The sequence below is a fragment of the Glutamicibacter soli genome, assembly GCF_052322135.1.
Lineage (GTDB): Bacteria > Actinomycetota > Actinomycetes > Actinomycetales > Micrococcaceae > Glutamicibacter > Glutamicibacter soli.
Genome location: NZ_CM125969.1, coordinates 3,737,807 through 3,762,719, shown reverse-complemented (window position 1 = coordinate 3,762,719; position 24,913 = coordinate 3,737,807). Strand labels below are relative to the sequence as shown.

The 24,913-nt window shown below is 62.7% G+C and carries 25 protein-coding genes; 19 read left to right on the top strand and 6 right to left on the bottom strand.

The window, feature by feature from the left end; genetic code table 11:
• Window positions 1-18 precede the first annotated feature (18 nt).
• The 10 genes from ACTX90_RS17745 (at window position 19) to ACTX90_RS17700 (ending at window position 13,430) form a co-directional block, all read left to right on the top strand.
• Window positions 19-3,630 (top strand): peptidoglycan DD-metalloendopeptidase family protein, encoded by a 3,612-nt coding sequence (locus tag ACTX90_RS17745; RefSeq protein ID WP_443442602.1) that lies wholly within the window; start codon window positions 19-21, stop codon window positions 3,628-3,630.
• Window positions 3,627-4,481: a hypothetical protein gene (locus ACTX90_RS17740; protein WP_120991691.1), complete on the top strand. Its 855-nt coding sequence runs from the start codon at window positions 3,627-3,629 to the stop codon at window positions 4,479-4,481. The genes ACTX90_RS17745 and ACTX90_RS17740 overlap by 4 nt, the downstream gene beginning before the upstream one ends.
• Before the next feature lie 10 nt (window positions 4,482-4,491).
• Complete coding sequence (locus tag ACTX90_RS17735) at window positions 4,492-5,493, top strand: hypothetical protein (protein ID WP_443442601.1); 1,002 nt, start codon at window positions 4,492-4,494, stop codon at window positions 5,491-5,493.
• 8 nt (window positions 5,494-5,501) lie between these two features.
• Window positions 5,502-6,977, top strand: a complete 1,476-nt coding sequence (locus ACTX90_RS17730; RefSeq protein WP_443442600.1) for a hypothetical protein — start codon at window positions 5,502-5,504, stop codon at window positions 6,975-6,977.
• Window positions 6,978-6,982: 5 nt separating this feature from the next.
• On the top strand, window positions 6,983-10,357 hold the full coding sequence (locus ACTX90_RS17725) for a hypothetical protein (protein ID WP_443442599.1): 3,375 nt from the start codon (window positions 6,983-6,985) through the stop codon (window positions 10,355-10,357).
• Window positions 10,358-10,432: 75 nt separating this feature from the next.
• Window positions 10,433-10,771 (top strand): hypothetical protein, encoded by a 339-nt coding sequence (locus ACTX90_RS17720; RefSeq protein WP_443442598.1) that lies wholly within the window; start codon window positions 10,433-10,435, stop codon window positions 10,769-10,771.
• Between the two features lie 5 nt (window positions 10,772-10,776).
• A complete protein-coding gene (locus tag ACTX90_RS17715; protein WP_188947684.1) occupies window positions 10,777-11,259 on the top strand; it encodes a hypothetical protein in 483 nt (160 codons plus the stop codon).
• Window positions 11,252-11,668, top strand: a complete 417-nt coding sequence (locus ACTX90_RS17710) for a hypothetical protein (protein WP_188947685.1) — start codon at window positions 11,252-11,254, stop codon at window positions 11,666-11,668. Before ACTX90_RS17715 ends, ACTX90_RS17710 begins: the two co-directional genes overlap by 8 nt.
• 83 nt (window positions 11,669-11,751) lie before the next feature.
• Window positions 11,752-13,089: an N-acetylmuramoyl-L-alanine amidase gene (locus tag ACTX90_RS17705; protein WP_443442597.1), complete on the top strand. Its 1,338-nt coding sequence runs from the start codon at window positions 11,752-11,754 to the stop codon at window positions 13,087-13,089.
• Between the two features lie 2 nt (window positions 13,090-13,091).
• Entirely contained in the window at window positions 13,092-13,430 is a 339-nt protein-coding gene (locus ACTX90_RS17700) for a hypothetical protein (protein WP_147407318.1), read from the top strand.
• 128 nt (window positions 13,431-13,558) lie between these two features.
• Here ACTX90_RS17700 and ACTX90_RS17695 read toward each other — a convergent pair whose 3' ends face one another.
• On the bottom strand, window positions 13,559-14,266 hold the full coding sequence (locus ACTX90_RS17695) for a hypothetical protein (RefSeq protein WP_443442596.1): 708 nt from the start codon (window positions 14,264-14,266) through the stop codon (window positions 13,559-13,561).
• A 144-nt stretch (window positions 14,267-14,410) separates the two neighbouring features.
• On the opposite strand from ACTX90_RS17695, the gene ACTX90_RS17690 reads away from it, so the two are divergent.
• Window positions 14,411-15,655 (top strand): MFS transporter, encoded by a 1,245-nt coding sequence (locus tag ACTX90_RS17690; protein ID WP_443444052.1) that lies wholly within the window; start codon window positions 14,411-14,413, stop codon window positions 15,653-15,655.
• Between the two features lie 13 nt (window positions 15,656-15,668).
• Complete coding sequence (locus ACTX90_RS17685; protein ID WP_047120523.1) at window positions 15,669-15,857, top strand: helix-hairpin-helix domain-containing protein; 189 nt, start codon at window positions 15,669-15,671, stop codon at window positions 15,855-15,857.
• Window positions 15,858-15,867: 10 nt separating this feature from the next.
• Here the strand turns inward: ACTX90_RS17685 and ACTX90_RS17680 are convergent, their stop codons facing one another.
• Window positions 15,868-16,200, bottom strand: coding sequence for a GNAT family N-acetyltransferase (locus ACTX90_RS17680; RefSeq protein WP_053799510.1), 333 nt, complete (start codon window positions 16,198-16,200; stop codon window positions 15,868-15,870).
• A gap of 24 nt (window positions 16,201-16,224) precedes the next feature.
• Window positions 16,225-17,226: a pirin family protein gene (locus ACTX90_RS17675; RefSeq protein ID WP_443442595.1), complete on the bottom strand. Its 1,002-nt coding sequence runs from the start codon at window positions 17,224-17,226 to the stop codon at window positions 16,225-16,227.
• 169 nt (window positions 17,227-17,395) lie between these two features.
• On the opposite strand from ACTX90_RS17675, the gene ACTX90_RS17670 reads away from it, so the two are divergent.
• The 3 genes from ACTX90_RS17670 (at window position 17,396) to ACTX90_RS17660 (ending at window position 18,701) form a co-directional block, all read left to right on the top strand.
• Window positions 17,396-17,848, top strand: a complete 453-nt coding sequence (locus ACTX90_RS17670) for a MarR family winged helix-turn-helix transcriptional regulator (protein WP_443442594.1) — start codon at window positions 17,396-17,398, stop codon at window positions 17,846-17,848.
• Between the two features lie 97 nt (window positions 17,849-17,945).
• Complete coding sequence (locus ACTX90_RS17665) at window positions 17,946-18,206, top strand: hypothetical protein (RefSeq protein WP_047120520.1); 261 nt, start codon at window positions 17,946-17,948, stop codon at window positions 18,204-18,206.
• A gap of 54 nt (window positions 18,207-18,260) precedes the next feature.
• Window positions 18,261-18,701, top strand: a complete 441-nt coding sequence (locus ACTX90_RS17660; protein ID WP_047120519.1) for an SRPBCC family protein — start codon at window positions 18,261-18,263, stop codon at window positions 18,699-18,701.
• Window positions 18,702-18,734: 33 nt separating this feature from the next.
• On the opposite strand, the gene ACTX90_RS17655 is transcribed toward ACTX90_RS17660, so the two are convergent.
• Both ACTX90_RS17655 and ACTX90_RS17650 read right to left on the bottom strand, forming a co-directional pair.
• The gene (locus ACTX90_RS17655; RefSeq protein WP_047120518.1) at window positions 18,735-19,499 is read right to left on the bottom strand and encodes an SDR family oxidoreductase; all 765 of its coding nucleotides are present in this window, start codon (window positions 19,497-19,499) and stop codon (window positions 18,735-18,737) included.
• Window positions 19,500-19,660: 161 nt separating this feature from the next.
• Window positions 19,661-21,946: an ABC transporter permease gene (locus ACTX90_RS17650; RefSeq protein ID WP_443442593.1), complete on the bottom strand. Its 2,286-nt coding sequence runs from the start codon at window positions 21,944-21,946 to the stop codon at window positions 19,661-19,663.
• Window positions 21,947-22,071: 125 nt separating this feature from the next.
• On the opposite strand from ACTX90_RS17650, the gene ACTX90_RS17645 reads away from it, so the two are divergent.
• The 3 genes from ACTX90_RS17645 to ACTX90_RS17635 all read left to right on the top strand — a co-directional run bounded on the left by ACTX90_RS17645 (window position 22,072) and on the right by ACTX90_RS17635 (window position 23,796).
• Window positions 22,072-22,731 (top strand): TetR/AcrR family transcriptional regulator, encoded by a 660-nt coding sequence (locus ACTX90_RS17645; RefSeq protein ID WP_047120516.1) that lies wholly within the window; start codon window positions 22,072-22,074, stop codon window positions 22,729-22,731.
• Window positions 22,732-22,776: 45 nt separating this feature from the next.
• On the top strand, window positions 22,777-23,301 hold the full coding sequence (locus ACTX90_RS17640; RefSeq protein ID WP_052772551.1) for a hypothetical protein: 525 nt from the start codon (window positions 22,777-22,779) through the stop codon (window positions 23,299-23,301).
• Between the two features lie 159 nt (window positions 23,302-23,460).
• The gene (locus ACTX90_RS17635) at window positions 23,461-23,796 is read left to right on the top strand and encodes a cupin domain-containing protein (protein ID WP_047120514.1); all 336 of its coding nucleotides are present in this window, start codon (window positions 23,461-23,463) and stop codon (window positions 23,794-23,796) included.
• 89 nt (window positions 23,797-23,885) lie between these two features.
• Here ACTX90_RS17635 and ACTX90_RS17630 read toward each other — a convergent pair whose 3' ends face one another.
• Window positions 23,886-24,068, bottom strand: coding sequence for a hypothetical protein (locus tag ACTX90_RS17630; RefSeq protein WP_047120513.1), 183 nt, complete (start codon window positions 24,066-24,068; stop codon window positions 23,886-23,888).
• A 320-nt stretch (window positions 24,069-24,388) separates the two neighbouring features.
• Between ACTX90_RS17630 and uraD the strand changes: the two genes are divergently transcribed.
• Window positions 24,389-24,883 (top strand): 2-oxo-4-hydroxy-4-carboxy-5-ureidoimidazoline decarboxylase, encoded by a 495-nt coding sequence (uraD, locus tag ACTX90_RS17625; RefSeq protein WP_047120512.1) that lies wholly within the window; start codon window positions 24,389-24,391, stop codon window positions 24,881-24,883.
• Window positions 24,884-24,913 lie beyond the last annotated feature (30 nt).

Below are 24,913 nucleotides of genomic sequence, written 5' to 3'. Positions count from 1 at the left end.
GAGAAAGGAGGGCGCACTGTGGCCGACGAAGTATGGGTCGACGTACTGGCCAACATGTCGCCATTCGCTACAGGATTCAAGCGCGGAGCTACCCAGGTCGCCCGCGATGCCGGCCGGCAAGCTGGCAATGAATTCACCAGGGCCATGGCCGACAACTCCGCCGGAGCCACGGACGGGCTCGTCAAAGAGCTGGAGATCTCCGCAAAGAAGAGCGAAGCCGCCCTGGGCAAGCTCAAGCAGGAGATCTCCACCGCTCGACAGGCGAAGAACAAAGCCGAAGCCGCCGAGCTGGACGCGCAGGTAAAGCTCAACGACGCGATCAGCAAGTACGGTAGCGAATCGGCACAGGCCCAGTCGGCAACGCTGAAGCTGGCCGCGGCCAAGGAGAAAGCAGAGAACGCGACTCGGAAGTACGAGAACGCAGAAGCTGCGCTTCAGGAAGAATCAAAAGCCGCTGCCAAGATCAGCGAACAGCTGACCGAGGCCCAGAAGAAGCAGACCGCCGAAGTAGGTAAGGCACCCAGCAAATGGGACAAGGTCAAGTCCTCTGTAGGCTCAGCCAACGATTCATTCAAAGCGGCAACAGGCGGCATGGGTGGGCTCATTACGAAGCTCACCGCCGTCGCCGGCGCCACCGCACTGGTGGCCAGCGGCTTCACGAGCGCAGTTGGTGAAGCCGATGGCGCCGCGGTACTCGGAGCTTCGCTGGGGGCCACCCCGGCAGAAGCCCAAAAATGGGGAGCTGTCGCCGGCGATCTCTACGCTGACAATTTCGGCGACTCCATGGAAGGCGTCACGGGTGCCGTGGACGCCGTCGTGTCCTCCATGCAGGGGATGCGCAATGCCTCCGAGGAGCAGATCGAATCCATCACCGCCAAAGCCCTAAGCCTCGAAAAGGCCATGGGCGTGGGAGTCGCAGAATCCGCGACGACCGCCGGCATCCTGATCAAGAACGGTCTGGCCAAGGACGCCGACCAAGCCATGGACATGCTTGCCGGATCCATGCAGAAAGTACCCCAAGCCATGCGCGGGGAAATCCTGCCGGTCTTCGACGAGTACTCCAAGCACTTTGCGCAGCTCGGCATCGATGGCGACACCGCCATGGGCATCATCGTAGCGTCCTCGCAGGACGGCGCGATCGGCATGGACAAAATGGGCGACGCGCTCAAAGAGTTCACGATCCGCTCGACAGACATGTCCAAGAGCACCGCTGGCGCATACTCCGCGCTCGGCTTGGACATGACGACCATGACCAACGATCTTCTGGCTGGCGGCGACCGGGCAGAAGGCGCCATGGCGCAAATCGTTCACGGCCTCCAGGAAATCAAGGATCCAGGCGAACAAGCCGCGGCCAGCCTCGCGCTCTTCGGAACACCACTCGAAGACCTCGGCACTGACCAGATCCCGAACTTCCTCGGCATGATCGACCCCATGGGTGACGCCTTCGATAGCACCGCAGGCGCCGCCCAGCAGATGACAGACGCCATCAATTCGGGACCAACCGCATCGCTCGAATCCCTCGGCCGAGGATTCCAAGGCCTCATCGCCGACGGAATCCAGCCTTTCCTAGGACCGGCACAAGAAGTCCTCAACTGGGTTACCCAGACACCGGGGGTCATGGAAGCAATGGGCATCGGGCTCGGCGGCCTGGCCACCGCGTGGGGAATCTACACCGTGGCCCAATGGGCAGCGAACTCGGCCATGCTCGCCAACCCCATCACCTGGGTCGTCGCTGCAATCGTCGCCGGCGCAGCACTTGTCGCTGTCGCCGTCGCCAACTGGGGCACCATCATGGGCTGGCTGCAAACCAACATCCTCGAACCCTTCCTCGCCTGGATCGCACCAGCCTGGGACGGGCTCATGACGGGAATGAACTGGGCCTGGGAGAACATCCTCAAACCGGCCTGGGACGGCATAGCAGCCGCAGCGGGCTGGCTTTGGACAACCATCCTCCAGCCAACCTTCACCTGGATCTCCGAAGCCTGGACCAACTGGACCAACAACGCCAAATGGGCCTGGGACAACATCCTCAAACCAACCTGGGACGCGCTCGCCGTGGCCGCAGGCTGGCTTTGGACCTCGATCCTGCAACCCGTATTCGGTTGGATCGGCGCTGGCTGGAACGTACTGGCCACAGGGATCGGCTGGGCCTGGACGAACATCCTGAAACCAGCCTGGGACGCGGTGTCCTCCGGCGCTTCGTGGCTCTGGAATAATGCGCTCAAGCCTGCCTTCGGCTGGATTAAATCCGGGTGGGACTCCCTGACGCAAGCCTTCGGGATCGTATGGGATAAATGGGGAAAGCCCGTATTCGACACGATCGCGAACCTGCTCAAGGGCGACTTCCCTGCCGCTTTCAAATCCGGCAAGGAAGCAGTTCAAGGGATCTGGGATTCCGTAGCGAACATCGTAAGAAAGCCCATCAACTTCGTGGTGAACACGGTGTACAACGATGGTCTGAAAGCCATGTTCAACGGCATCGCCGAGAAGCTCGGCCTCGGATGGAAGCTGCCAGACGTTGCCTCACTCCCAGCATTCGCCGACGGCGGCCAAATGGCGCACGGCTGGAAACTCGTTGGCGAGGAAGGCCCCGAGCTGATCAACACCGGTCCAGGGTACGTCTACACCGCAGCGGAAACCAAAGCGATGCTGGCGGGCAAAAAGCAGGCTCCGATGGAATCCCTGCCGACGCTCACCGGCGGTCACGACGAGCGGAACTCGAAACTACCAATCGGCGGCTTCTGGTCCGACGTATGGGGCGGTGTGAAAGGCACCGTCGGCGCGGTGAAGGACTGGGCCGTTGGAACCATCGCCGCGGGCGTACGGGCGCTGACTGAACCCATCAAGGGTTCAATCACTGCCATGCTCCCGGGAGAAGGAATCAACGAGCTGATCCGAGGAGCCGGCCACAAGCTGATCGACTCCATGACCGGATGGGCCGTCAAGAAAGATGACGCGAAAGCCGCGGCACAAGTCGCCGACGGCGGAGCAATGTTCTACGACGGTCCACTCGGAAAATTCGCGAAGCCAGCCAGCGGCCCCATCACCTCAGGTTTCGGCACCTCCCGAGGCCGATACCCCCACGCGGGCATCGACTTCGCAGTGCCGATCGGATCCGCAGTACGAGCCATGTACGACGGCATCATCCGAAAAACCGGATGGAACGCCGTCACCGGCCGCACCGGCAAGGGCACAGTCATGGACCACACCAACGGCTTGTCCTCGTACTACGGCCACCTCTCAGGATGGTCGGCAAAACCCGGCCAACGAGTCAAAGCCGGCGACGTCATCGCACGCTCGGGCAACACCGGACGCTCCACAGGACCGCACCTTCACGCGGAGCTGTGGCGCAACGGCACACCGTTCAACTACCGGTCATACCTGTACGACCAAGGCGGATACGTGCAACCGGGACAAACCCAGGTAATGAACGCCTCGCGCTCGCCGGAGCCTGTTTTCAACGGGGCCCAGTGGCGATCGATTCATAACCTGGCGGCTCGCGGAGCGGAGCAGGTGCAGCACGGAGGGGATCAGATCACCATGCAACTGCCTAAGGATGCTGATGTTGATGACTTCCTCTCCGCACTGGATCACCATCGACGTCGGAATAACCGAGGAGGGAAGAAGTGAAGTTCAGGTTTGACGGGCTGACATTCGGCACGGACACGGCCTTGGTCAACACAAGCTTCAACTCGGGCACATCCAGCTTGCGAATTGGTGATGCTGAACGCTCCCAGCGCGATGGGGTAATTCCCGGTCGCGACTTCCTGGGTGGCAAAACGTGGGGCATCAGCCTCACAACCGATGCTGTAGACCTGGCCAGCGCGATTTCGTTGGAATCCGCGCTGGCCAGTCGCTGGCACGACCCAAAGCACCGACTGACACCGCTTACGATGTCCCCACTGTCCTACGAGCTGGACGGCCGGTGGCGACGAGTGTACGGGCGGCCGGACCGGTTCTCCGGATCCAACGGAGACATCCGCGCGCAACAGGGTGGGGCACGCATCGATTGCGACTTCCGCTTGATGGATAGCCGGCACTTCGATGAGTCCGAAACCGTGCTGACGCTTCCGATCGTCCCGGCCTCGACAGGCGGCCTGATGGCTCCGCTTGTCGGGCCACTGTCCACGGTCCGTTCGTCGGCACCGCGCGCCGGGTACGTGGACAACAAGGGCACTGCGGCGACGCCACTGAAAGCCGTATTCAAGGGGCCGATCACTGACCCGTATGTGCGCGCAGCGGCCGGGTGGGAGATCGCCCTGAAGGGGACACTGCTGCCTGGCCAGTCAGTCACCGTCGATTCTTTCGCCGGCACCGTCCTGCGCGGGTCCGCTCCGGTGGGTGGCATGCTCACCCGCAAAACCCGGTTGTCTTCCGCAGTGCTGCCGGTCGGGATCTCTGACCTGACGTTCGGCGGTGTGGATCCAACCGGCACCGCGCTGGTCGAACTGCGCTGGCGAAACGCTTACTACTCAATCTAAGGAGGCCCTTGTGGCTTTGGATCTCACGCCCTGGTTCGTGGGCGGCGGCGCCCAGCACTCTCCGGAGGTAGCACGCCTGCTCGCATACGCCGCAACCTCCGGCGCGGAGGGCATCGTGGAACCCGCATCGCTGGCGGTGAAGGCCCAGTCCACCCCGAACGGCACAGTAGCCGTCCGGCCCGGCGCAGCTCTGATCCTGAACCGGTATGCCGGCGGCACCCAGCAGACCTACGTACTGCGCAACCCATCGTCTACCTCGGTGACGATCCCGGCCACCGGATCCACCGGCGGCCGCACGGACGCTATCATCGCCCGAGTATTGGACCCCCAGTACGAGGGGGCAGTGCCCAGTGACCCGGTGACGTTCAACTACGCCCGACTGGAGCGGATCGCCAGCGTCCCAGCAAACCTTTCGAGCATCAACCAGCTCGGCCTGACCTACCCCGCGATCCTGCTGGCCAAGATCACCATCCCGGCATCCACCGGGACGATCACGAACGGGATGATCACGGATCTACGCAGAGTCGCCATCCCGCGTCGAGAGACAGTGCTGCGGACCTACAACCTGACATCTGGCGAAGGGCACACGCTCGGAAATAAGGGCGCTTACCCCACACAGTCCACGTGGCCTTTGGAATCAGCTAACGCGATGGCTGATTTCGAGGTTCCGGCGTGGGCAACGCGTGTGAAGGTCATAGTCACGTGGGCCGGCGTGAAGGTCCCGCCGGGCAACGTGGTGGGTTGGGTGTGGGCACAGATCGGAGCCAATGCCAACCCTGACCGGATCATCACTCAGGCGGTCAAATATGACAGCCCGAACAGCACGAACACTCAGCGGACCACAATGGTTGCCGCGGATGAGAAGTATGTGCCGGCCGGTTTGCGTGGCACGTCCCAGAAGTTATATCCGTCGGGGAACGTGCTGAGTGAGTCGTCGGCCGCGGCGCGCCTGACCTCGGATTCTGGAACAGCTGTGGTGGTGCAGTTGGAGTTCATCGAGGCTGCTGATTAGGAGGCGTGATGTCCGACTGGCGTTTTCACTTGTTGACACTCCCTGACAGGGTGTGGGTCGATCGAGACCTGCAGCTACAGGGAGCGAAGGTGACTGTTGGGCTTTCTCGCCCGGATAGCATCTCTGGCCGTCTGCCCTTGGGCTACCGGATGATCAACGCTCCCTCCGGGCAGCGGGCACTCACCGAATGGGGATCGGCCATCGTTGCTGAGCAGGAAGGCCGAGACCCGGTCTTCGCCATAGTTGACGGTCTGACTACCGATGGGGACTGGCTGAACGTTGCAGCAGGAGGATTCACTTCCTACCCGACGGGGATGCCGTGGGTCGATAAGGAGTTCTCCGCGACCCGTGTTGATCCTTTGGACGTCGTTCGCTTGATCTGGACGAATCTACAGAACAAGCCGTCGGGAGATCTGCAGGTCGCCGTGGACACTGTGAAATCCGGACAGTTTCTGGGGAAGCCAGAGGGGGCCCAGCTCGCGGCCGCCAAACAGCATCAGGCGTACATGCAGGAGCAGCTGGACTACACCAAGGAGCAGGCTGAAGAGGATGCGAAACTGGTTGACCAGTACGCGACCAAGGCGCTCGCTGCAGCGGGGCTCCCGGCCGGTGGATTGTTGATTCGCTCCACGAGCGAACCCACGGGGGACAAGAGATCGAAACGAAACCTTTGGTTCAAAGGCAACGCCGAAGGACTTACCTCGGCGTCGACGTGGAACGGCAAGAAATGGGTGGAGCTTTCGGCGTCGAAGTTCAACTCGGCCAGCGACTGGTTTTTTGAATGGCTGGACCAAAAGGAAGTCCTCAAGGACTCCAAGGCGATGCATACGAAAACCAAGGAAGAGTTCAACACCGCCAAGTCCAAGGTCAGCGAGTTCTCGGAGCAGAAGGCCGAACCGTACACCCTTTCGTGGTGGGATACCCCTGATGTGGGGTCCATCATCACGGACCTGGCGACACAGACACCTTTTGACTACCGAGAAGAAACCACATGGGACGGTGACGACGCATTAGCGCATCGACTCCGGATCGGTTACCCGGAGTTCGGGGTCAGACGTGAGCATTTGAGACTGGAAATCGGTGTGAACGTCACCGCTCCGCCACCATTGGTCGAAGGCGATTACGCTTCGGAAGTCATGGTCCTGGGCGCAGGCGAGGGCCGCAGCATGGTCCGTTCCACGGCAGTGCGAGATTCGGGACGTTTGCGACGTGCGCTCGTGGTTGAACGCAAGGAATTCACGAAAACAGCGCAGACAGGCCGGGAAGCACGAAATGAGCTTGATGCTCGCACCTCGGATTGGGCCTTCGACAGCCTTTCCCTGGTGGACCACGACATGTGCCCATATGGCTCTTTCGATGCTGGCGATTGGTTGTACTTGACCGGTGATGCGGGCTGGGTGCAGCTGGACCAGTGGGTGCGGGTCCGGGAGATAGAAATTGACTGCCCGACGGGCCAAATTATTCTGAAAGTGAGCAGCAGTTGAATCGATTGAATGATGACGCCGCCTGGCTGGTCGAACAGATCGCCGAAGCCAAGCGCATGGCTTCGGCTAACGGACGCCCGCAGCTGGCGAACTCGGCTATCGAAGCAGGTCGGATAGAGGAGTACGACCAGGACGGCACACTGGTGCAGATTGTCGGGGAGCAGCACGACGGAACCCATACCCCGGTCACCGTGAACGGTCCAGTACCGCCTGAACCCTCAGCACCCGCGATCACCGCAGGGATCGGCAGCGTGGAGGCCCGCTGGTCGGGGAAGTTCGCTGGCGATGCGTTGTCGCCGATGGATTTATCCCATGTGGCTTTGCACGCTTCCCGCTTGGAGGTCTTCACCCCGTCAAATGAGACGCAGCTGGCCACGATCACAGGCGAGCTGGGAGACGTGGCCGTGGTGCTGCTGGAGCCGGGCGAGTGGTCGTTCGCTCTGGTGGCGGTATCGAAGGCTGGCAAGTGGTCGGAAATGTCTGAGACGGTCACGGTGGATGTACCCGATTACCCTTCACCGGTGGATATTCAAGACGAGCTGATTCGTTTCGACGAAGTGACCGGTGGGCTGCAGATCGAAGCGGGGAACCTCGGTGATCGTTTGGACCAGGCGCAGCAGGAGCTCACAGCTCACGCGGGCCGGCTGGGGACGGCTGAGCAACGGGTCACGGACGCCTTCGTCCAGATCAGCACGGCGGACGGCAAAGCCACGGCGGCAGCTTCGGCGGCCGCTACCGCGCAGACCCAAGCTGACACGGCCAAGTCCGCAGCGGACCAGGCTGCAGCGGATGCCCTGGCGGCGGCTGGCCTGGCCGGGTCCAAGGGTGAAGTGATTTACCAGCTGAGCGCACCCACTGGAACACGAGCTAACCCGGCCAACCTGTGGATCCGCACGACCGACAACAAGCCGCACACCTACAATGCCACCGCAAAGGCCTGGGTGGCGGTCACCGACAAGGCGGCTACGGACGCGGCAACGGCGGCGGCTAACGCCAAGTCTGCCGCTGATGCGGCAGCTCAAGCAGCGGCTAACGCTCAGACGGCGGCAGGTTCAGCGCAGAACACCGCTGACAACGCACTGACGATGGCCGGCACTAAAGGCAAGGTGTTCTACAGCACCTCCACCCCGTCCGGCACCGGCACCGCTGAAGGCGACCTGTGGCGGCGCGTGGACGGCTCGAAGAACGTCATCGGTGAGTGGTACTGGTCCGGCTCGGCGTGGGTGTCCTCGCAAATCACTACCTCGGCTATCGCGAACCTCGATGTTGGCAAGTTGACTGTTGGGACTGGCGTTATCGCTGATCTGGTGGCGCAGTCCATCGCGGCCAGCACGGCGGCGTTCCAGACGGTTGACGTGAAGAACCTATTTGTCACCACTGGCACGATGGCCGAAGCGGTCATCAACAAGCTTTATGCCGATGTGGTGATGTCCCGCAAAGCCGCGTTCAGCATGTTGGCGGTTGGCGATTTTCAGAACTACTTGGCAACTGGCTTAGGGTTCAATAACGAAGCAATCGACTGGGCTCAGGATCTCACTCCCGACTTCGCAGATGTTCCGGAAGGGTTGACCGTAGCATTCAGTTCCAGTGCCGGCCAAGGTACCAAGGCTTCCACGTCCACGTTCTTCGACGTCAACCCGGGCGATGAGTACGAATTTGTTGTGTGGGTAAAAGCTGATAAACCCAACTCCCGCATGTATATAGAAATGCGAGATCAGAGCGGTGCTCACGCTATGGTGGCCACCCGCATTGACGATGCGGACCTGTTCTGGGGGAACTCCTCATATCCTGTGAATTCGGCTCTCGTGCCGACCTCCTGGACTAAATGGCGTGCCCGACTGGTGCCTAAGGCCGGGGTGCGCCAGGTTCGTATCGGAGCTATTTACTTCAACCACACGGCCGGGACGGAACGTGGGGCTACTGTCAGCATTGCGGGTCTCTCCGTGAAGCGGCGTTTCGGTGGTGAAGTGATCGTTGATGGGTCTCTGAAATCGAAGCAGATTGATGTCGAAGATCTCGCAGCCAACACCGGTTTTATCGCTGACTTGACGGCCCGCATCGTGAAGTCGGAGATGTTCGTAGGTAAGGAGTTCTTCGGCGGCAAGTTCATAGGATCCTACTTCTGGACCAGTCCTTTGGATAACGTCGGCTTGAAAATCGACAGCACCGGTTTCCGCGCCTACGGACCGGAAGGTGGTGAACCGGTCACGGAGATCCGCGCTGACGGCGGGACAGTGTACTCAATCACTGACCCTGCCACTGGCGATACCTTGGCGACTATGGGTGCTGACGGCGGTATCGCTGGCCAGGCGCTGGACATTGCGCAAGATCCGGTGTTTATGGGCATGCCCCTTCTCGGGAGCACCACGCCAGACGCGTTCCAGAGCGACCAGCCGGGCATCTTGGACTACTTGCCACGCGGAAACGTAGCCTACGCAGCCCGAAACGTCGCAGGTATTAAGTGCTCGAACGGCAACCGGGCACTGCTGGAATTCTCGTTCGATGAGGTAGCCGGGCGTTCCTATCAAGTCACTGTACAACCTGTCCCGATCACCAGCACGATCAATACGAACTCACTGCTACGGCTGTTCTCCGAAGTGGGAACTTCGCCCGGGAAGCCCACGTTCAGCTCGTCAGAATGGTATCGATTTGCCGCCGGAGGAACGGTGACCACGCTAATCGGCGGGACATTCCTGCACAATGCCTACGGAACGGGACGGAGGCGAGTGCTCGTCGCCCTATTCACCGGGAATCAGACAACCACGATCCTCAACCAGGCAGCAGCCGCGAACCTGAGGATCGTCGTCACCGACATTGGTCCAATCTTCGGTGAAGTAGGAATCGATCGCAACGACTCGGACGAGAACGGTGTCATCGTTGCTCCACCTCCGCCTGCACCGGAGAAGAAAAACTACACCAAAACATACGAGGCGAACGGTTGGCGGTCTTACAGGTCGGACGGGAGTACGTATAACTATCAGACGAGTCGCATGTACCAAGGCAACTCGCCAGCAGTTGGAGCGCTTCGGTCTAATGCGGTGTTCCCGTCAATGATTAGCGATTTGTCCGGAGCGACGATTACCAGCGTCGAAGCGCACTTCTACTTCGACCATTGGTACTACCCGCAAGGAGGCACCGCACGAATCCACCTGCACAGCGACGTGGGCGGAGTGAATGACACCATCGCCCCGCAAACTTATGCAGTGCAGTCCGGTAACTGGAAACCGGGATCAGGGCGATGGGTGAAGATCCCATCCCAGTTCTGGAATGGTTTCAAGAACGGCGACTACACCGGCGTCGGGCTGGGCGGCACCACCACCGCGCAATACGGCTACGCTCGCGGGTCCAGTACGCGAATCAGGATCAAGTACACCAAGTAATCGAACCCAACGGGGAAGGCTCAGCGTCACGCACGCGGGCCTTCCCTTTTGTGTCCCAACATTAGGAGTCGACTCTTGTCTACCTCACTGTTCCTGGCGGCTGCTCGCGCCATGGATGACTTCGCGATCAAGCAGCGCATCCGCGCCGCTGTCGCTTTCCACGCCCAAACACTGCTATCCGACAACGGGAACCAAACGAACTACGCTATTGCGGCGCTACTAGACCCGCAGACACTGGACGCCACCATGATGGCGTTAGTTCTGGTGGACGAGGGCATCGCGAAGGCGATACAAGTTTCACCGGATGGCCAGTCCGTAGATACTTCCTCGGTCCCGGATGATTTGATTCTCGCTCGTGTCCGCACCGCGTGGCCTCTGGTCGCGTCGAAGTACCCTACGAATCCGCTGGGGTGATCGCTATGCCGACGCATGTTTTCAAGCCGACCCGGAACCCGCCGCGCTGGTGGGACCGGCTACTGGTCCACCCCATGGATACCACGGTCGCGGCTGTCGCCGTGCTTTTCGGGGTGCTCGTTGTCCTGTCGCTGATCGTCCCGGACTTCATCCCGTCCAAGAGCATGGACAAGATGCCGTGGCCCATCGTCATCCTAGTGTCGGGATTCCTCGGCACCGGGGGACTGCTCGCGCTCACCGGCCTGAACTGGTGGGGTGACAAGGTCTCGACCGGTTGGGCCATGGAACAGCTGGGATGGTGGATGGCCGCTGGCGGCTTCGCCACCTACGCGCTGTCCGTCTCCTGGCATTACCCGGGCAGCGCTTTCGCCTGGGGCGTGCCACTGGCCTTAGGCATCGGATCGGTAGTGCGGGCGGTGTCGATCATCATGATCGAACGGTCTGTGCGTCGGACTCTGGCCGAGGTGGAAGGACACCAGCATGAGTGAAACCTCCATTGTCGCGATCATCCTCGGCGTACTAACCCTCGTTGGGTCTGTTGGCGGAGGTTACTGGGGGCATAAGCAATTCCGAAAAGAAGCGCCAGTGCGCAAGCGTGATGCGGATATCGCAGTGGCGGAGAAGTCGCAGCAGATGGCCATGGCCATCGCCGACGATTTGCGGGAGGACTACGGCCGTTTGCGCACGGACCTGAACTCCGAACGCGAAGAGCGCCAGAAGCTGGCCGGCCGGGTGGACTCCTTGGAAACACAGATCCGGGAGCAGAACCGGACGATCCAACGGCTGCGCGAAGCAGTCCGGACGTTCAACGCCGCCTGGGATGACCTCACGCACCGCTGGCATCACTACCGGGCATCCGAGCACCCGCCGGCACGCCCGAACATCACCATCGACTAAGCCACCCGGAACGGTGGCTTTTTTTCATGCCCGGGGGCACGCCGCTCCCGGGCATACCCATACCCGAAAGAAAGGGCTGGCCTATGCGCGAGCAGCTGGTCAAGAAGAAAGACAAGATCTACGGCGGCACCAACCGGTGCACGTCTATCACGGTCCACGAAACCGCGAACACTTCCAAGGGCGCCGACGCCCAGGCTCACGCGAACCTGCAAACTTCCGGCAACGTCCGGCAAGCGTCCTGGCACATCACCGTGGACGACACCGAAGCGATCCGCTCCTACCCGGACACCGCGCAGTGCTGGCACGGCGGCACCCGCGAAGCTGCCGAGTCATCCATCGCGGTGGAGATCTGCGTCAACTCGGACGGCGACTACGACCAGGCGTTCAAGAACGCGGCCAGGGTTGTCCGCGATCTGCGCCGCCAGCATGGCATCGGCCGCTCGAAGGTGTACGACCACGCGCACTGGACCGGCAAGGACTGCCCGTCGAAGATGCGCGCTGCAGGCCGCTGGAAAGAATTCCTCGACCTCACCGACCCCAACCAGAAGGAGAACCCAGTGGGAATGATCAACCCATTCGAAGGCCGGCTCACCGGCCACCACAACGACCGCGACGGCTACCCGGGGCATAAGGGTCTGGACATCGCACCGCCGAAGCCTGGCCAGGTCGGCATGCCCGTCTACGCGGCGTTCGCCGGCACGTGGCAGGAGATCGTCCGCAACGCCAAGCCTGGCAACAAGTCCTCAACCTGGGCACCGCGCCGCACTGGCAACGGTGGCTTGATCTCCAACCCGGACGGCGAGGGCAACGGCTACAACCACATGCGCCCGCTGGATCACTTCAAGGTGGGGGATAAGGTTGTCGCGGGGCAGCTGCTCGGCTACAACGACCGCTCCGGCACCCAGACCGGCCCGCACCTTCACTTCGAACTGTGGGCGGACTGGCGCAATTCCAATTCTGATTACGCGCCGGAACTTGCGTTCGAGAAGTTCAGCGTCAAGATCGGCTCCGCCCCGGATCGCACGAGCATCGCGCCGGTGAAGCCTGCCGGAGGCGGTTCCAAGCCGTCCAAGCCTGCCGCCAAGCCAAGCGTGCCGACAGACGTGAAGAAGAAGCTCAAGGCCATGGGCTACAAGAACCTCGATGCCAACGACGTCGAGGCCTACCAGGCATGGCACGGGCTGGTCCCGGACGGGCAGTGGCTGGCCAAGACCGAGGCGAAGTACCAGGAAGTCGTCCGCGCCCAGAACGCCACAAAGAAGATGAAGGGCGTCCCGGACAACTGGGCATCCGACGGCTACTGGGGCGTGACCTCGAAGAAATGGGCCGCCTACACCTCGGGCCGCAACGGGTGGAACAACCCCCACGGCTACCTCACCAAGAAGTACATCTCCAACCTCAAGAAAGTGAAGGCATGGTAATCATGGCAAAGCATATTGCAACTGGCGTCCCGACTCAGGTGGCGCACCCATGGCAAGCGACCGCCCGCACAGGTGTGGCGTACCTGCTCGCGGCCATCGGCTTCCTGGCCGCGGCCCTGCCGATCCTCCAGGAAGTGATGGGCGAATACCTGCCTCCATCGTGGGGTGCGTGGATCACCGCCGCCGTGGCGTTCCTCGTTGCCCTCGCCACTCTGATCACCAGGCTCATGGCGCTGGCCAAGGCGCAGGACTTCCTCGCGAAGATCGGCCTCGGCACCGGCGTCGAAAAAGAACCGTTGCCGGCAGACATCGTGATCGACACCGAGGGCACCACCGAATAAACCAGTCCGCTGGATTCCCACAGAGAGCCATATCTGGGAATTCAGCTCGCGCGCGTTCCCACCTGAACGACGAACCGCCCCACCCTCATTGCGAGGGTGGGGCGGTTTTCTGCGTTACGACGAGACTTTTAGAAGTCCATCGGGTAACCCTGTGAATTGGCGTCTTCCAAAGTGATGACCTCCGCTTCGCCAACGAGCCCGCCTAGGTCAATGCTCATCCGCGTAAATTCCTCTGGAAGGTCATCTCCGGTAACCACCGTGAATTTCTTCAACGCTCCAGGATTCGCCACGACGCTCTCGGACTCGAACGCGGCCTCGTAGAGGTCGAATCGCTTCTCGTAGGCCTTCCACTCGGGGCTGTCCTCGGTGGCATCGGGAGCATCAGGGAGCTGCTCTTGCACGGCTTCGACCAAATCTAGGGTCCGCTTGAAAATGTACTCACTGCCGTCCTTGTCATAGGCGCGGAACTCGTAAGGGAATGCCTCGGCATGTCCTTCACGGTTGTCGATCGTGACGGTCCAGAAAGTGAAGTCGTCCTCGTAGGCATCGCCAGCATCTTCGCCGGCGGCATCGAGGAAGGCATCCAGTTCAGGGCTGGGCTTGCCGGACGTGGCGACCTTGCCGAAGGTCATTCCGGTGGCGAAAGCGTACTCCTTCACACCTGACTCATCCGCGGGTTTTGATGCCGAGGGCGAGGCAGACGATTCTACCGGCGCCGCACTCGCCGCGGGTGCTTCGCTAGGTGTTGGTGCAGGCGCGGGTTCGGAGCCTCCGGAGCAGGAAGCAAGCGCCAGACTCAGGGCCAGCGCGGGCAATAGAAAAATAGACTTGCGCAAGATTGTGCCGCCTTTGATTATTAGTGGCTCTTTGGCCAATAAATGGTGAGTTTAAAGAGATACTATCTCGAAAGATCTAAATGTAATCTGATCTGCAACGCTAACTGGTTTCCCAACCACACCTGTGGAAGGGTCACCACGGTGATGCCGCTGGTCAGCGAGGTGCTGGACGGGAAGCGGCTGTTCGCCCTGTCCTTCGCTGCGCCCATGGCCAGCGGCATGCTGGGCATGGTGGCGGCCGGCGAAATCACCGACCGCTGGGGGCCGAAGATTCCGCTGTTCGCCTCGGTGGCGGTATTCCTGGCGGGCCTTCTGGTGTGCGGCACCGCGGGCAGCATGGAGATCCTGATTTCAGGGCGCATCCTCCAGGGCATCGGCGGCGGCGCGATCACCGTGGCGATCTACGTGCTCATCGCGCGCGCGTACCCCGGCAGCCTGCATGCGAAGATCTTCGCGCTCTTCGCCACCGCCTGGGTGTTGCCCGCGCTGATCGGCCCCTGGCTGGCCGGGCTGATTGCGACGTTCATCGGCTGGCGCTGGGTGTTCCTGGGTGTCATGGGGCTGGTTGCCCTCGCCTTCTGCGCCATCATCCCGGCGCTGGACCGGCTGCCTCGGGAGTCCCACTCCGAGCTGGGCCCGGTCTCCTGGAAACGCCTGCTGCTGGCCGGGTTGGCCGGAGCGGCTGTCATCGCGATGAACCTGCTGGGCAACAGCGGCGGCGCCTGGTCGCTGCCAGCCCTGCTCGCGGCCTTGCTGCTGGCGCTGCTGACCATCCGCCCGCTGTTGCCCAAGGGTACCTTCAGCGTGCGCCGCGGGCTGCCCGCCACCATGAGCACACGCACGCTGGTCGCCGGCGCGTTCTTCGGTGTCGAGGTGTACCTGCCCTACCTGTTGCGCGAGGACTACCAGCTGAGCCCGGACCGGGCCGGACTGGTGCTGACCGCTTCGGCGCTGAGCTGGTCGGTGGGTTCGTGGCTGCAGGGCAAGCTGGGCGACAAGCTCTCGAATTCGCACAGCATCACCCTCGGAGCCCTGGCCAGCACGGTCGCGATCTCCACGGCGCTGCTCACCGCGGTGTACCACCCGCCGGTGGCGGTGCTGATCTGCGGCTGGGCCGTGGGCGGCTTCGGCATGGGGATGATCTACCCGCGCCAGAACGTGAATATGCTCAAGCTCTCAGCCGAGCATGAACAGGGATTCAACTCCTCGGCCATGACGCTGGCCGATTCGCTGGGCACCGCCGGCGCCACGGCGCTGGGCGGCGTCATTTTCGCCACGGTGGCCGCAGGGTGGGGCTTCATCTCGGTGTTCAGCTTCTGCCTGGCCCTGGCGCTGGTCCTCATCATCGTTTCGCCGCGCACCAAGCCTGTTGCCCGGCCAGCGGCTTGACTACGCTGGGGGCATGGATACGCAGCTTCCGAAGACCAGCAAGCCCGCCGCCAGGGCTTTCGAGCAGGCCGGCATCACCAGCCTCGAGCAGGCGGGGCAGGCCGGCGCCGCAGCGCTGCTCGCGCTGCACGGCATCGGACCGAAAGCCATTCGCATTCTCCGCGAGGAGCTGGCCGCGCGCGGCCTGGAGATGAAACCCTGAAATCCCCGGTTCAGCTGCGCGGAAGGATTTCCAAGTGGCTCGGGGTCGGCTGCACCAGATGCGCCTGGTATTCCGGATGCTTCGCGACATATCCCTTGACGTACGGGCAGACTGCCACGATCTTCGCGCCGCTGGAGATGGTGTTGTCCAGCGCGAACTTCACCATGACGCTGGCCAAGCCCTGTCCGCCGTACTCCTCGTCCACGGTGGTGTGGAAGAAAATGCGCTCCACGCCGTCGGTGCCGTCGTAGTCGCGGTAGTGGGCCGCGCCGATGCGCTTGCCGTTGTCGTCCAGGGAGAAGCGCTGGCGCTCGGGGAGGAATACCGGCTTGATCTCACTCATGTTCATGTTTCCTTTGCAGATGTACTAGGACGGGTTGACGCGCGGGCGCAACTTGACGGTCGGCAGCGCTGGCGCCGGCAGCGCCGCGGGGGTGTTCGGAGGGAACGGCCCGAAGCGGTCTTCGCTGGCATCGCCGGGTTCGGCGCCGATTTCCGCCTGCCACTGGGCGCGGAAGGCCAGGACCTCCTCGTGGGACCGTCCCACGAAATTCCACCACATCAAGATGTCTTCATTCAGCGGTTCACCACCGATAACAAGGGCGAGGACTGGTTCATTCCCGGCCTTGAGGCGCAGGCACCTGCCGCCGGCCCGAACGTAGCCCAATTCGCGAGCCTCCAGCTGGTGCCCGTTGACTTCCAGGCTTCCGGAATCCAGCAGCACGCCGTGTTCGTGATGCTTCGGAACCACGATCTCGATCTCGGCGCCCGGTGCAAGGCGCAGCTCCGCGCCTGACAGCTCCGTGTGGGTCTTGACCGGCGAGGTCGAGCTCTGCGATCCGACGGCGAGACTGCCCAGGAAGACCGACAGCGACCAGCCATCGCCGTGCATCGGCTCCGGGCGGTAGTTCTCGAAGGTCGGCTCCATGTCGCGCGCGCCCTCTGGCAGCGCGGTCCACAGCTGGGCGCCATGCAGGATCGTGGTGCCCTCGGTGAGGATCTCCGAATGGCTGATGCCGTGACCTGCGGTCATCAGGTTCACTTCGCCCGGGCGGACGGTGGCCGCGAAGCCTGCCGAGTCAAGGTGGTTGATGGCCCCGGTGAACAGCCAGGAGACGGTTTGCAACCCGGTGTGCGGATGGCGCGGGACGTTCATGCCTCCGGTGATCGTGATGTCGTCGGGGCCGTAGTGGTCGAGGAAGCACCAGGCGCCGATGAGGCTGCGCTGCTTCTGGGGGAGCGTGCGGAAAACGGTCATGGCCCTCAATCCGCCCAAGGGGACCTCGCGCGGTTCGAGGATCTCAATTTCGGAGGGGGATTGACCCGCACAGCAGTCGATTTCTGCCGGCGCCTGCTCAAGGTTGCTCATAGGCACAAGGCTATGCAGTGCAACCGGGTTTCGCTACCTATTCCGCGGCGGCGTGGCGGATGAAGCCGGTCGCCGGCGAGGAAAGCCCTCGGCCGCCAAAGTCCGGCAACAGCGTACGATCAATAGGAGGACAGCATTGCGACGAGAAGAAGTAGGGGCCGTGGAGAGCATGAATCTGCAAGACGAAGAACTGCTGCAGCTGGAGAAGCAGGTGTGCTTCGGATTGGCGGTAGCCTCACGTACGGTGATCTCGGCCTACAAGCCGGTTCTCGACCCCATGGGGCTGACGCATCCGCAGTATCTGGTCATGCTGGCGCTCTGGGAATTCGCGCCGATGAGCGCGCGTGAACTGAGCGACCAGCTGCACCTGGATCCGGGAACGCTTTCCCCGCTGCTCAAGCGCCTGGAAACAGCCGGCCTGATCGTCAAGACCCGCAATCCGCAGGATGAGCGGGCCATTGTCATCACCACCACCGAGCAGGGGGCGGCGCTGCGCACCGAGGCCGTGAAGGTGCCGAAGGAAATGATGAAGCGCCTGAACCTGAGCCGGGAGGACGCGGTGGAGCTCCGCACGATCCTGGACCGGATGATTGCCGCCGGTTCGGCCGCGCCGAAGGGTTGAATCATTAATTAGTTGGTGCACCAACTAATATCGTAGACTTGGGGTTACCAGGGGATGCCGACTGCATGTCCGATAACACCGAAGAGGAAAGACCATCATGGATGAGTCACCGCTGCCCATCATCGAAGACACCACTGGCCTGGGGCTGGGTTATCGGGCACTGTGGCGCCTGAAGTACCTCGGCCTGAGCATCTTCGGCCCGGCGGAGCGCAACCTCAAGGACAGCCCCCGCGAACGCCACAAGTGGGACCGCGCCTACAAGGTGCTCAAAGCCCATGAGGCGGCCGGCACCCAGGCTGACGAGTTGACCGTTTATACCGCCAGCCGCATGGAACCGCGCCGCCGTCCGCAGCAGTAGATCTCACATCGACCCGGGCGGCCCGGACGCGATAATCTACTAGGCATGGATTCGATGACTGAACTGGTTATGTCCCGCCAATTTTCCGCACCGCGCACCGCGGTCTGGGCGGCATTCGTGGAACCGGAAATCATCTCCCAGTGGTGGGGCCCGCACGGCTGGGCCATCGAAGAGGACTCGATTGTCTTCGAGCCCATGGTCGGCGGCCGCCATGAATTGACCATGGTCCAGGTCGACAACCCGGAAGCCAAGGTCCCGCTGAAGGCGGTCATCACCGCCTTTGACGAGTACACCTGCCTAGTCAGCGACGACGGGCCGCATGAAATGACACTTGAACTGGTGATCACCACCCGTGTCGACTTCCAGGAATTCGCCGGGAAAACAAGCATCACGCTGACGCAGAGCCCGCTGCCCTACGAGGTCATCGAATCCAGCACCAAGGCCTGGAATTCCGCGTTCTCCAAGCTCGAGAACCTGCTGTCCGAGTTCTTCTAGGCCGCGCCGGATCGGACCAGGCAGGCCGTGGCGCTAGCCCCGCCCGATGTACGGCATGCCGCCGGCGGTGATGGTGAACTGGTTGATCGAGGTTCCCAGCGGAATGCCCGCGATGTAGGCCACTGCATCCGCCGCTTCGGCCAGCGGAAAGGTCGGTTCAACCAGGCGTTGGCCACTGGGCTGCAATGCCCCCTGCGTCGCCCCGAAATCATCAAGCAGGTCGCTGGCGGTATTCCCGATGTCCAGCTGGGTTGCCCGGATGCGGTACGGGCGCCCGTCGAGTTCCAGAGATTTCGTGAGGCCCGCGATCGCGTGCTTGGTCACCGAGTAGGCGACCGAATTCACCCGCGGAACCTGCGCGGAGATCGAGCCGTTGTTGATGATGCGTCCGCCGCCGTGCAGCTTGAAGTGCGCGAAGGCGGCCCTCGCCGCATTCATCGCGCCGGTGAGGTTGATGCTGCAGACCTCCTCCCATGCCTGAGGGGACAGCTCGTCGATGGGCACCGCGGGGCCGAAGACCCCGGCGTTGTTGAACAGCACGTCCACCCGGCCGAAGCGCTGCGCCGCCCGGGTGAAGAGCGCATCGACGGCATCCGGGTCCGTGACATCGGCGGGAACCACCAGGGCCTTGTCATGGCCGTCGGAGGCTTGGGCCAGCGTCGCTTCGGTGCGCCCGGCGAGCACCACATTCCATCCGCGGGCCAGCAGCAGCTGCGCGGTGGCCTTGCCGATGCCGGATCCGGCGCCGGTAATCACGATGGTGCGGGCGGCCGACGGGTTCTCAGGTGCCGAGGTCATCAATTCTCCTTGGAAGATTCAGCGGGTCATTGGTGAGGCGTCTGCTCCCATCCTAGGAACCGCGGCGGCCAGCTCCCAGAAACGCCCGGGATGTTTCGCCCGTCCGGTTAGACGGCCGTGCCCCGGGGGAAGTCCCCGGGGCACGGCTGGCGTTGAGGCGGCTAGACGCCCAGCGCGTCCTTCTCGAGCTCGTCATCGGCCAGGTGGCTGGCCTCATCATCGATCTCATTGGCGGATTCGGCGGCCAGGGCGGCCTTGTCCGCCGGAGTCTGGCCCCTGAGCTCGGCCAGCACCTCCTCAGGCACCGGATGCATGTGGCCGCGAACCGGCTTGATCTGGTCCAGGACCATGACCACGGCCAGGCTGATCAGGCCCCACAGGGCCAGGGTGATCAGGTGGGAACCGACGCCGACCGAATCGAAGTAGAGGATCGAGCGGATGGATTCTGTGGCGGCAGGCATCGGCAGGATCTCATGCAGCCATCCGAAGGCCTGCGGCACCATGTAGATCGACAGCGACGCATTGGAGGCGGGAACACCCAGGAACATCACCACTGCCAGGATCGGCAGCATGGCGAGCATGCCCATCAGGCGGCTGAAGATCGTGCTGAACAGCGCCACCGAGAAGATGGCCAGTGCTCCGGTGCCCAGCAGGGCCCAGAAGTGCCCGTGGACCGCACCGGTGAACGGGCCGGCAATCAGGTAGAGCACGGCGGACATGAAGACCGAGTAGCCTGCCAGCAGCGGCAGCAGGTTCTTCAGCCGGCGGGCGTGCGGGGCGGCGGTGTCGCCGACGATGATCACCATGAAGCCCGCCATGATCCAGCCCATGCCAAGGTACATGGCGGTCATGCCGACATTGTCACCCTCGGGCAGCGGAGCCAGTTCCTGGTGGTCAAGCGGCAGCTGCTGCGCGCCGGCCACTTGGCCGAAGACGGTGCTCAGCACCTGGACGTTGGAGTTGCCCGAGGCCTGGGCCGTGTACAGCACGGCCTGCGGGTTCTCCGCGGTGGGCAGCACAAATGCGCCGGCCAGGTCCTGCTGGGAGATCAGGGACTTGGCCTCTTCGGGGTCATCCAGCACGGTGAAGTCGAACATGCCCTCCATGTCGCCTTCCAGTCCCGCGGCGGTCTGCTCGGCCTGCTCGATGGTGGAACCCACCACGGCCACCGGCATGTCGCGCACGGTCGGGGACTGCATGGCGCCGAGCATGAAGGTCAACATGACGCCGACCATGCCCAGCGGGATGGCGCCCAGGGTGATGTAGCGCCAGGCATTGCTCTTCGGGCGCGGGCCGCCGTGCAGGCCTGCCACGTTGATCTCGGTGGGAATGGTGCTCTTGCCCTTGGCGGTGCGGGCGTTGTCGATCACCTGGGTCAGCAGCAGCGCGGCTACGGCGCCGATGGTCAGGATCAGCAGGTGGATTGCCGCCCCGTCGCCGTTGAAGTACATCACCGAGCGCAGGGCCTCGCCGAGGGCGGGCATCGGCAGGAACTGGTGCAGGAAGGTGTAGAACTCGGGCAGCACGTGGATGGACATGCCCAGGTTGGAGGCCGGCTGGCCGAGCACCATGAACAGGAACATCCCCGGAATCACCGCCATCGCGCCGAACAGGCGGGTCAGCAGCAGCTGACCGGCGCCCACGGCGAATACGCCGAGCGCAAGCACACCCATGACCTGCACGCTCTGCGCGCCGTCAAGCACACCCAGGATCGGTCCGGCGATCAGCGCGCCCAGCGCGGACATCAGCAGGGACCAGCCCGCCAGCAGCGGCAAGGCGCGGCGGCGGCGCAGCAGCTCGGGGGAGTTTGAGAAGGCCATCGACCACGGCATGTAGCCGGCGGTGACCATCGCGGTGGCCAGGAACATCGCGCCCATGCCGCTCGGGTCGTTCGCCGGAAGCGGGGCGACATCCTCGGCCGAGATCTTCAGGTCCTGCTCGAGCATCACCGGGGTGATCACTGCCTGGATGGAGGAGGCGGCTGATACGCCGGCACCGCCGGCGGTGTAGAAGGTGGCGTTCTTCCCGTCCAGGAAGACCGCGGCGCTGGCGTCGCGGTCGTAGACCTCGTCGCGGGCCTCGCGCTGGGAGTCGACAATGCTGATTTCCACTGCCTCGGCGTTGGCCTGCTCCAGCGCGGCGGCGAAGTCCTCGGCCTGAGCGGTGCTGGTTGCTGCGATGGCCACCGGCATGTCCCGGGCCTCCTGGTGGTGCATGGCACCGAGGTAACCCCAGATCATCATGCCGACGATCAGCAGCGGCATGATGAAAACTGCCGCGGTGCGCCCGATCTTCTCCGCCTTGGCGCGTTTGGCCGCGAGTGCCTGCGGATCGAGGGGTTCCCCCTCCGTCCTGGACTTCCGCCGGGGCGGAGCCTGGTGTCCGGGGCCGGTGGTGTGGTTGCTCAAGCTGTCGTGCTCCTCGATATTGATCTGTTTAAACTGCATTCGAAAAATGCCTTCGTTGCAGTCTATCAACTAATTTACGCCACATGGCGTAAAATTACCTGTGAAGGTCATGAGGATAGACTTGGCGACCGAAGCAAGCGGCACGGAGGAAGGGTCGTACGGGCATGAGCAGGCATAGCGACAAGGCGCGGGAGGCGCTGATGGATGCGGCGGAAGAACTCTTCGCCATCCATGGAATCGATGGCGTCTCGAACCGGAAGATCACCGAACATGCCGGCACGGCGAACCATTCGGCGATCAAGTACCATTTCGGGACCCGCGACGACCTGCTCAATGCGCTGATCCGCCGCGCCATCACCGAAGTTTCGGAATTCCGGGAGGCCCTGCCGGTCAGCGAGGACCTCGACGGCGGCCTGCGCGAAGTGGTAACCCATCGGGTGCTGCCGTGGATCTACTACCTGGCCGCCCAACCCGAGCCATTCTGCCGGGCGCAGTTCCTCTATCAGGTGCGCGGCTACCCGGGCCTGTCCGGAATCGGCGCAGAAATGCTCCGTGGTGATGAGCTGCAGGCCGATCTGGTGGGCAGGACGCGCCACGAACTGCGCGGCATTCCCGCTTCGGTGCTCCGAGCCCGCGCGGGAATCCTCGGCTATATGGTGCTCGGGATCAGCGCGGAGTTCGAGCGCCAGGTGGCCGAGGGGGAGCATGCGGCGACCTGGGAGGAGCTCGGCTACTTCCTGGTCGACTCCATCGTGGGCATGGTCGCCGCCCCGAGCACCGCGAAATCCGAGTTCCTCGATTTCGGCGGGCCATCCCGCGGATAGAAGCCGAGGACAATCCGCAGATCAACCGACGTATCGAAGGACACCATGAAAAGCAACGGAAAATCCCGAAGCGATGACCAGCCCTCGCCCCAGGAGATGGCCAGCAGGCTGAAGGAGCGCGTCTACGTGACCTTCACCGCGCTCGCGGTGCTGCTGGCCATGAACCTGCACAGCCATGACCCGAAACCCGGGGCATCGGCCGTGAGCCTGCTGGTGACCGTGGCCGCGATCCTGATGGCAGGACTGGTTGCCGACCTGATTTCCCACTCGACGGTCCACGCGTCGCTGCCCACACGCGCAGAGCTGCGCCACCAGCTGGAAGTCGCGTGGGGAGCTGGTGGAGCCATTGTCGGTCCGCTGATCCTGTTGGGTCTCAGCGCGCTCGGGGTCTTCTCCACGTCCACGGCGCTGATCGGGGGGCAGTGGATGCTCGTGGCGGCGTTGGCATTCTTTGCCTGGCTCTCTTTGCGCCGGAGCAAGCTCGGCTTCTGGCGCACCCTGTGGCTGATGCTCGTGCTCGTCCTGGTCGGCGTCGTGGTCATCGCGTTGCAGCTGCTGGCCCATTCCTAGGCGCACTCGGGTGCGATATGTCTCGGTGTCCGGAGGGTGGATCGGCGTGAATTCCTTGACCAGCACCGAACTGCAGGACATGCTGTAAGCCAAGGTGCCGGGCGGAGTCTGACCTGCTCGGGGCATTGACGGCAGTATCGCCTGCGGAATGGGGATGACATGAAGAAATTTTCACTTGCGGCCATTGCGCGCACTGAATTGCGCGAAGCAGTGAACGCCAGCAACGGTCGTGCGGCGCGCACGGTCTTCGGCGGGCACGAGCACGTCATGCGGCAAACGGTGATGGCTCTGGCGCGGGGCACCGAGCTGCAGGAGCATGAAAACCCGGGCGAGGCCACCATTCTGGTGATTTCCGGAAGGATCCGCATCAGCTCGGGCGGCGAGCAGTGGGAAGGGCGCAGCCAGGACCTGCTGGTCCTTCCCGACGGCCGCATCCAGGTCACCGCGCTGGAGGAATCGAGCATTCTCTTGAGCGTGGCCAAGAACGGGCGGTGACTTCCCGTTAAATAACGCAGAGACCATGCCCGACGCCTCAGGAGAATGGTCTCTACGCAGTTTGTGGGTGCACCTAGGTGCAGTGCTGGTTACCGGCCGAAGAGCTTGGTCCAGATGCTCGGCGCCTGCGGGGTGATGCGGATGCGCGGAGCGATGTCGGGGTCCAGGTTCTCGATCGGTTGAAAGAGCCCTGTCCGCAGTGCCTCGGTGGCCGCGACCAGACGCTGTCCCTCCGGTGAGCAGTTGAAGTTGGCTGGATTGATAGCGGTCATTGCGACCCTCCTTCAGATGGTTCAACTTCCGAATTATGGAAGTTTTATTTTGCTTTACGAAACTAGTATGGGGGTCTCACTGCACTGATGGCAATAGTCCCGGGCAAAAAAACTTATCCATGGTGCGGAAAAAACCCTAAAGTCTGACTTATCCAAGTTTTTTTGGAACACGACTTGACGGCCATGGTGTGAACTGGCTTACAGTGGTGAACAAGTTCCACGGAGCCAACATCTAGTCGAAGCCGAATTTTTCGGTGGTAAGGGTGTTCAGCTAAAGCTCCCTGGGTTAACCCTTGAGCTAGAAATGAGCTGAGCACCCGATGCACCTCAACGTATTCAATGAAGTCTCCGCCGCCGAAGCGGCCGAAATTCTGCGTCCGTGCATCGATGTTGAGCGCTGGATCAATGATCTGGTTTCTGCTCGCCCCTTCTCCTCGCTGGCTGCCCTCCACGAGTCCGCAACCCGCAGCGCCGCACCATTCAACCGCGACGAAATCGCCGCGGCCTTGGCTCATCACCCGCGCATCGGAGAACGAGCCGGCGGAAACAGCCAGGAAGCAACCCTCTCCCGCGGAGAGCAGGCGGCCCTGGACCTCAATGCGGACATCATCGAACGCCTTGCCGCGGCCAACCGGGCCTATGAACAGCGCTTCGACCGCGTCTTCCTCATCCGCGCCGCCGGGCGAAGCAGCGAGGAAATCCTCGCCGAATGCCAGCGACGACTGGAAAACACCGACGAGGCGGAGCTGGCCGAAGTAGCCGACCAGCTGCGCCAAATTGCCCTGCTGCGACTGCAGGACGCGGTCAAGAACTAACTTCCAGAGCACCTTCCCTCCAGCGACCGA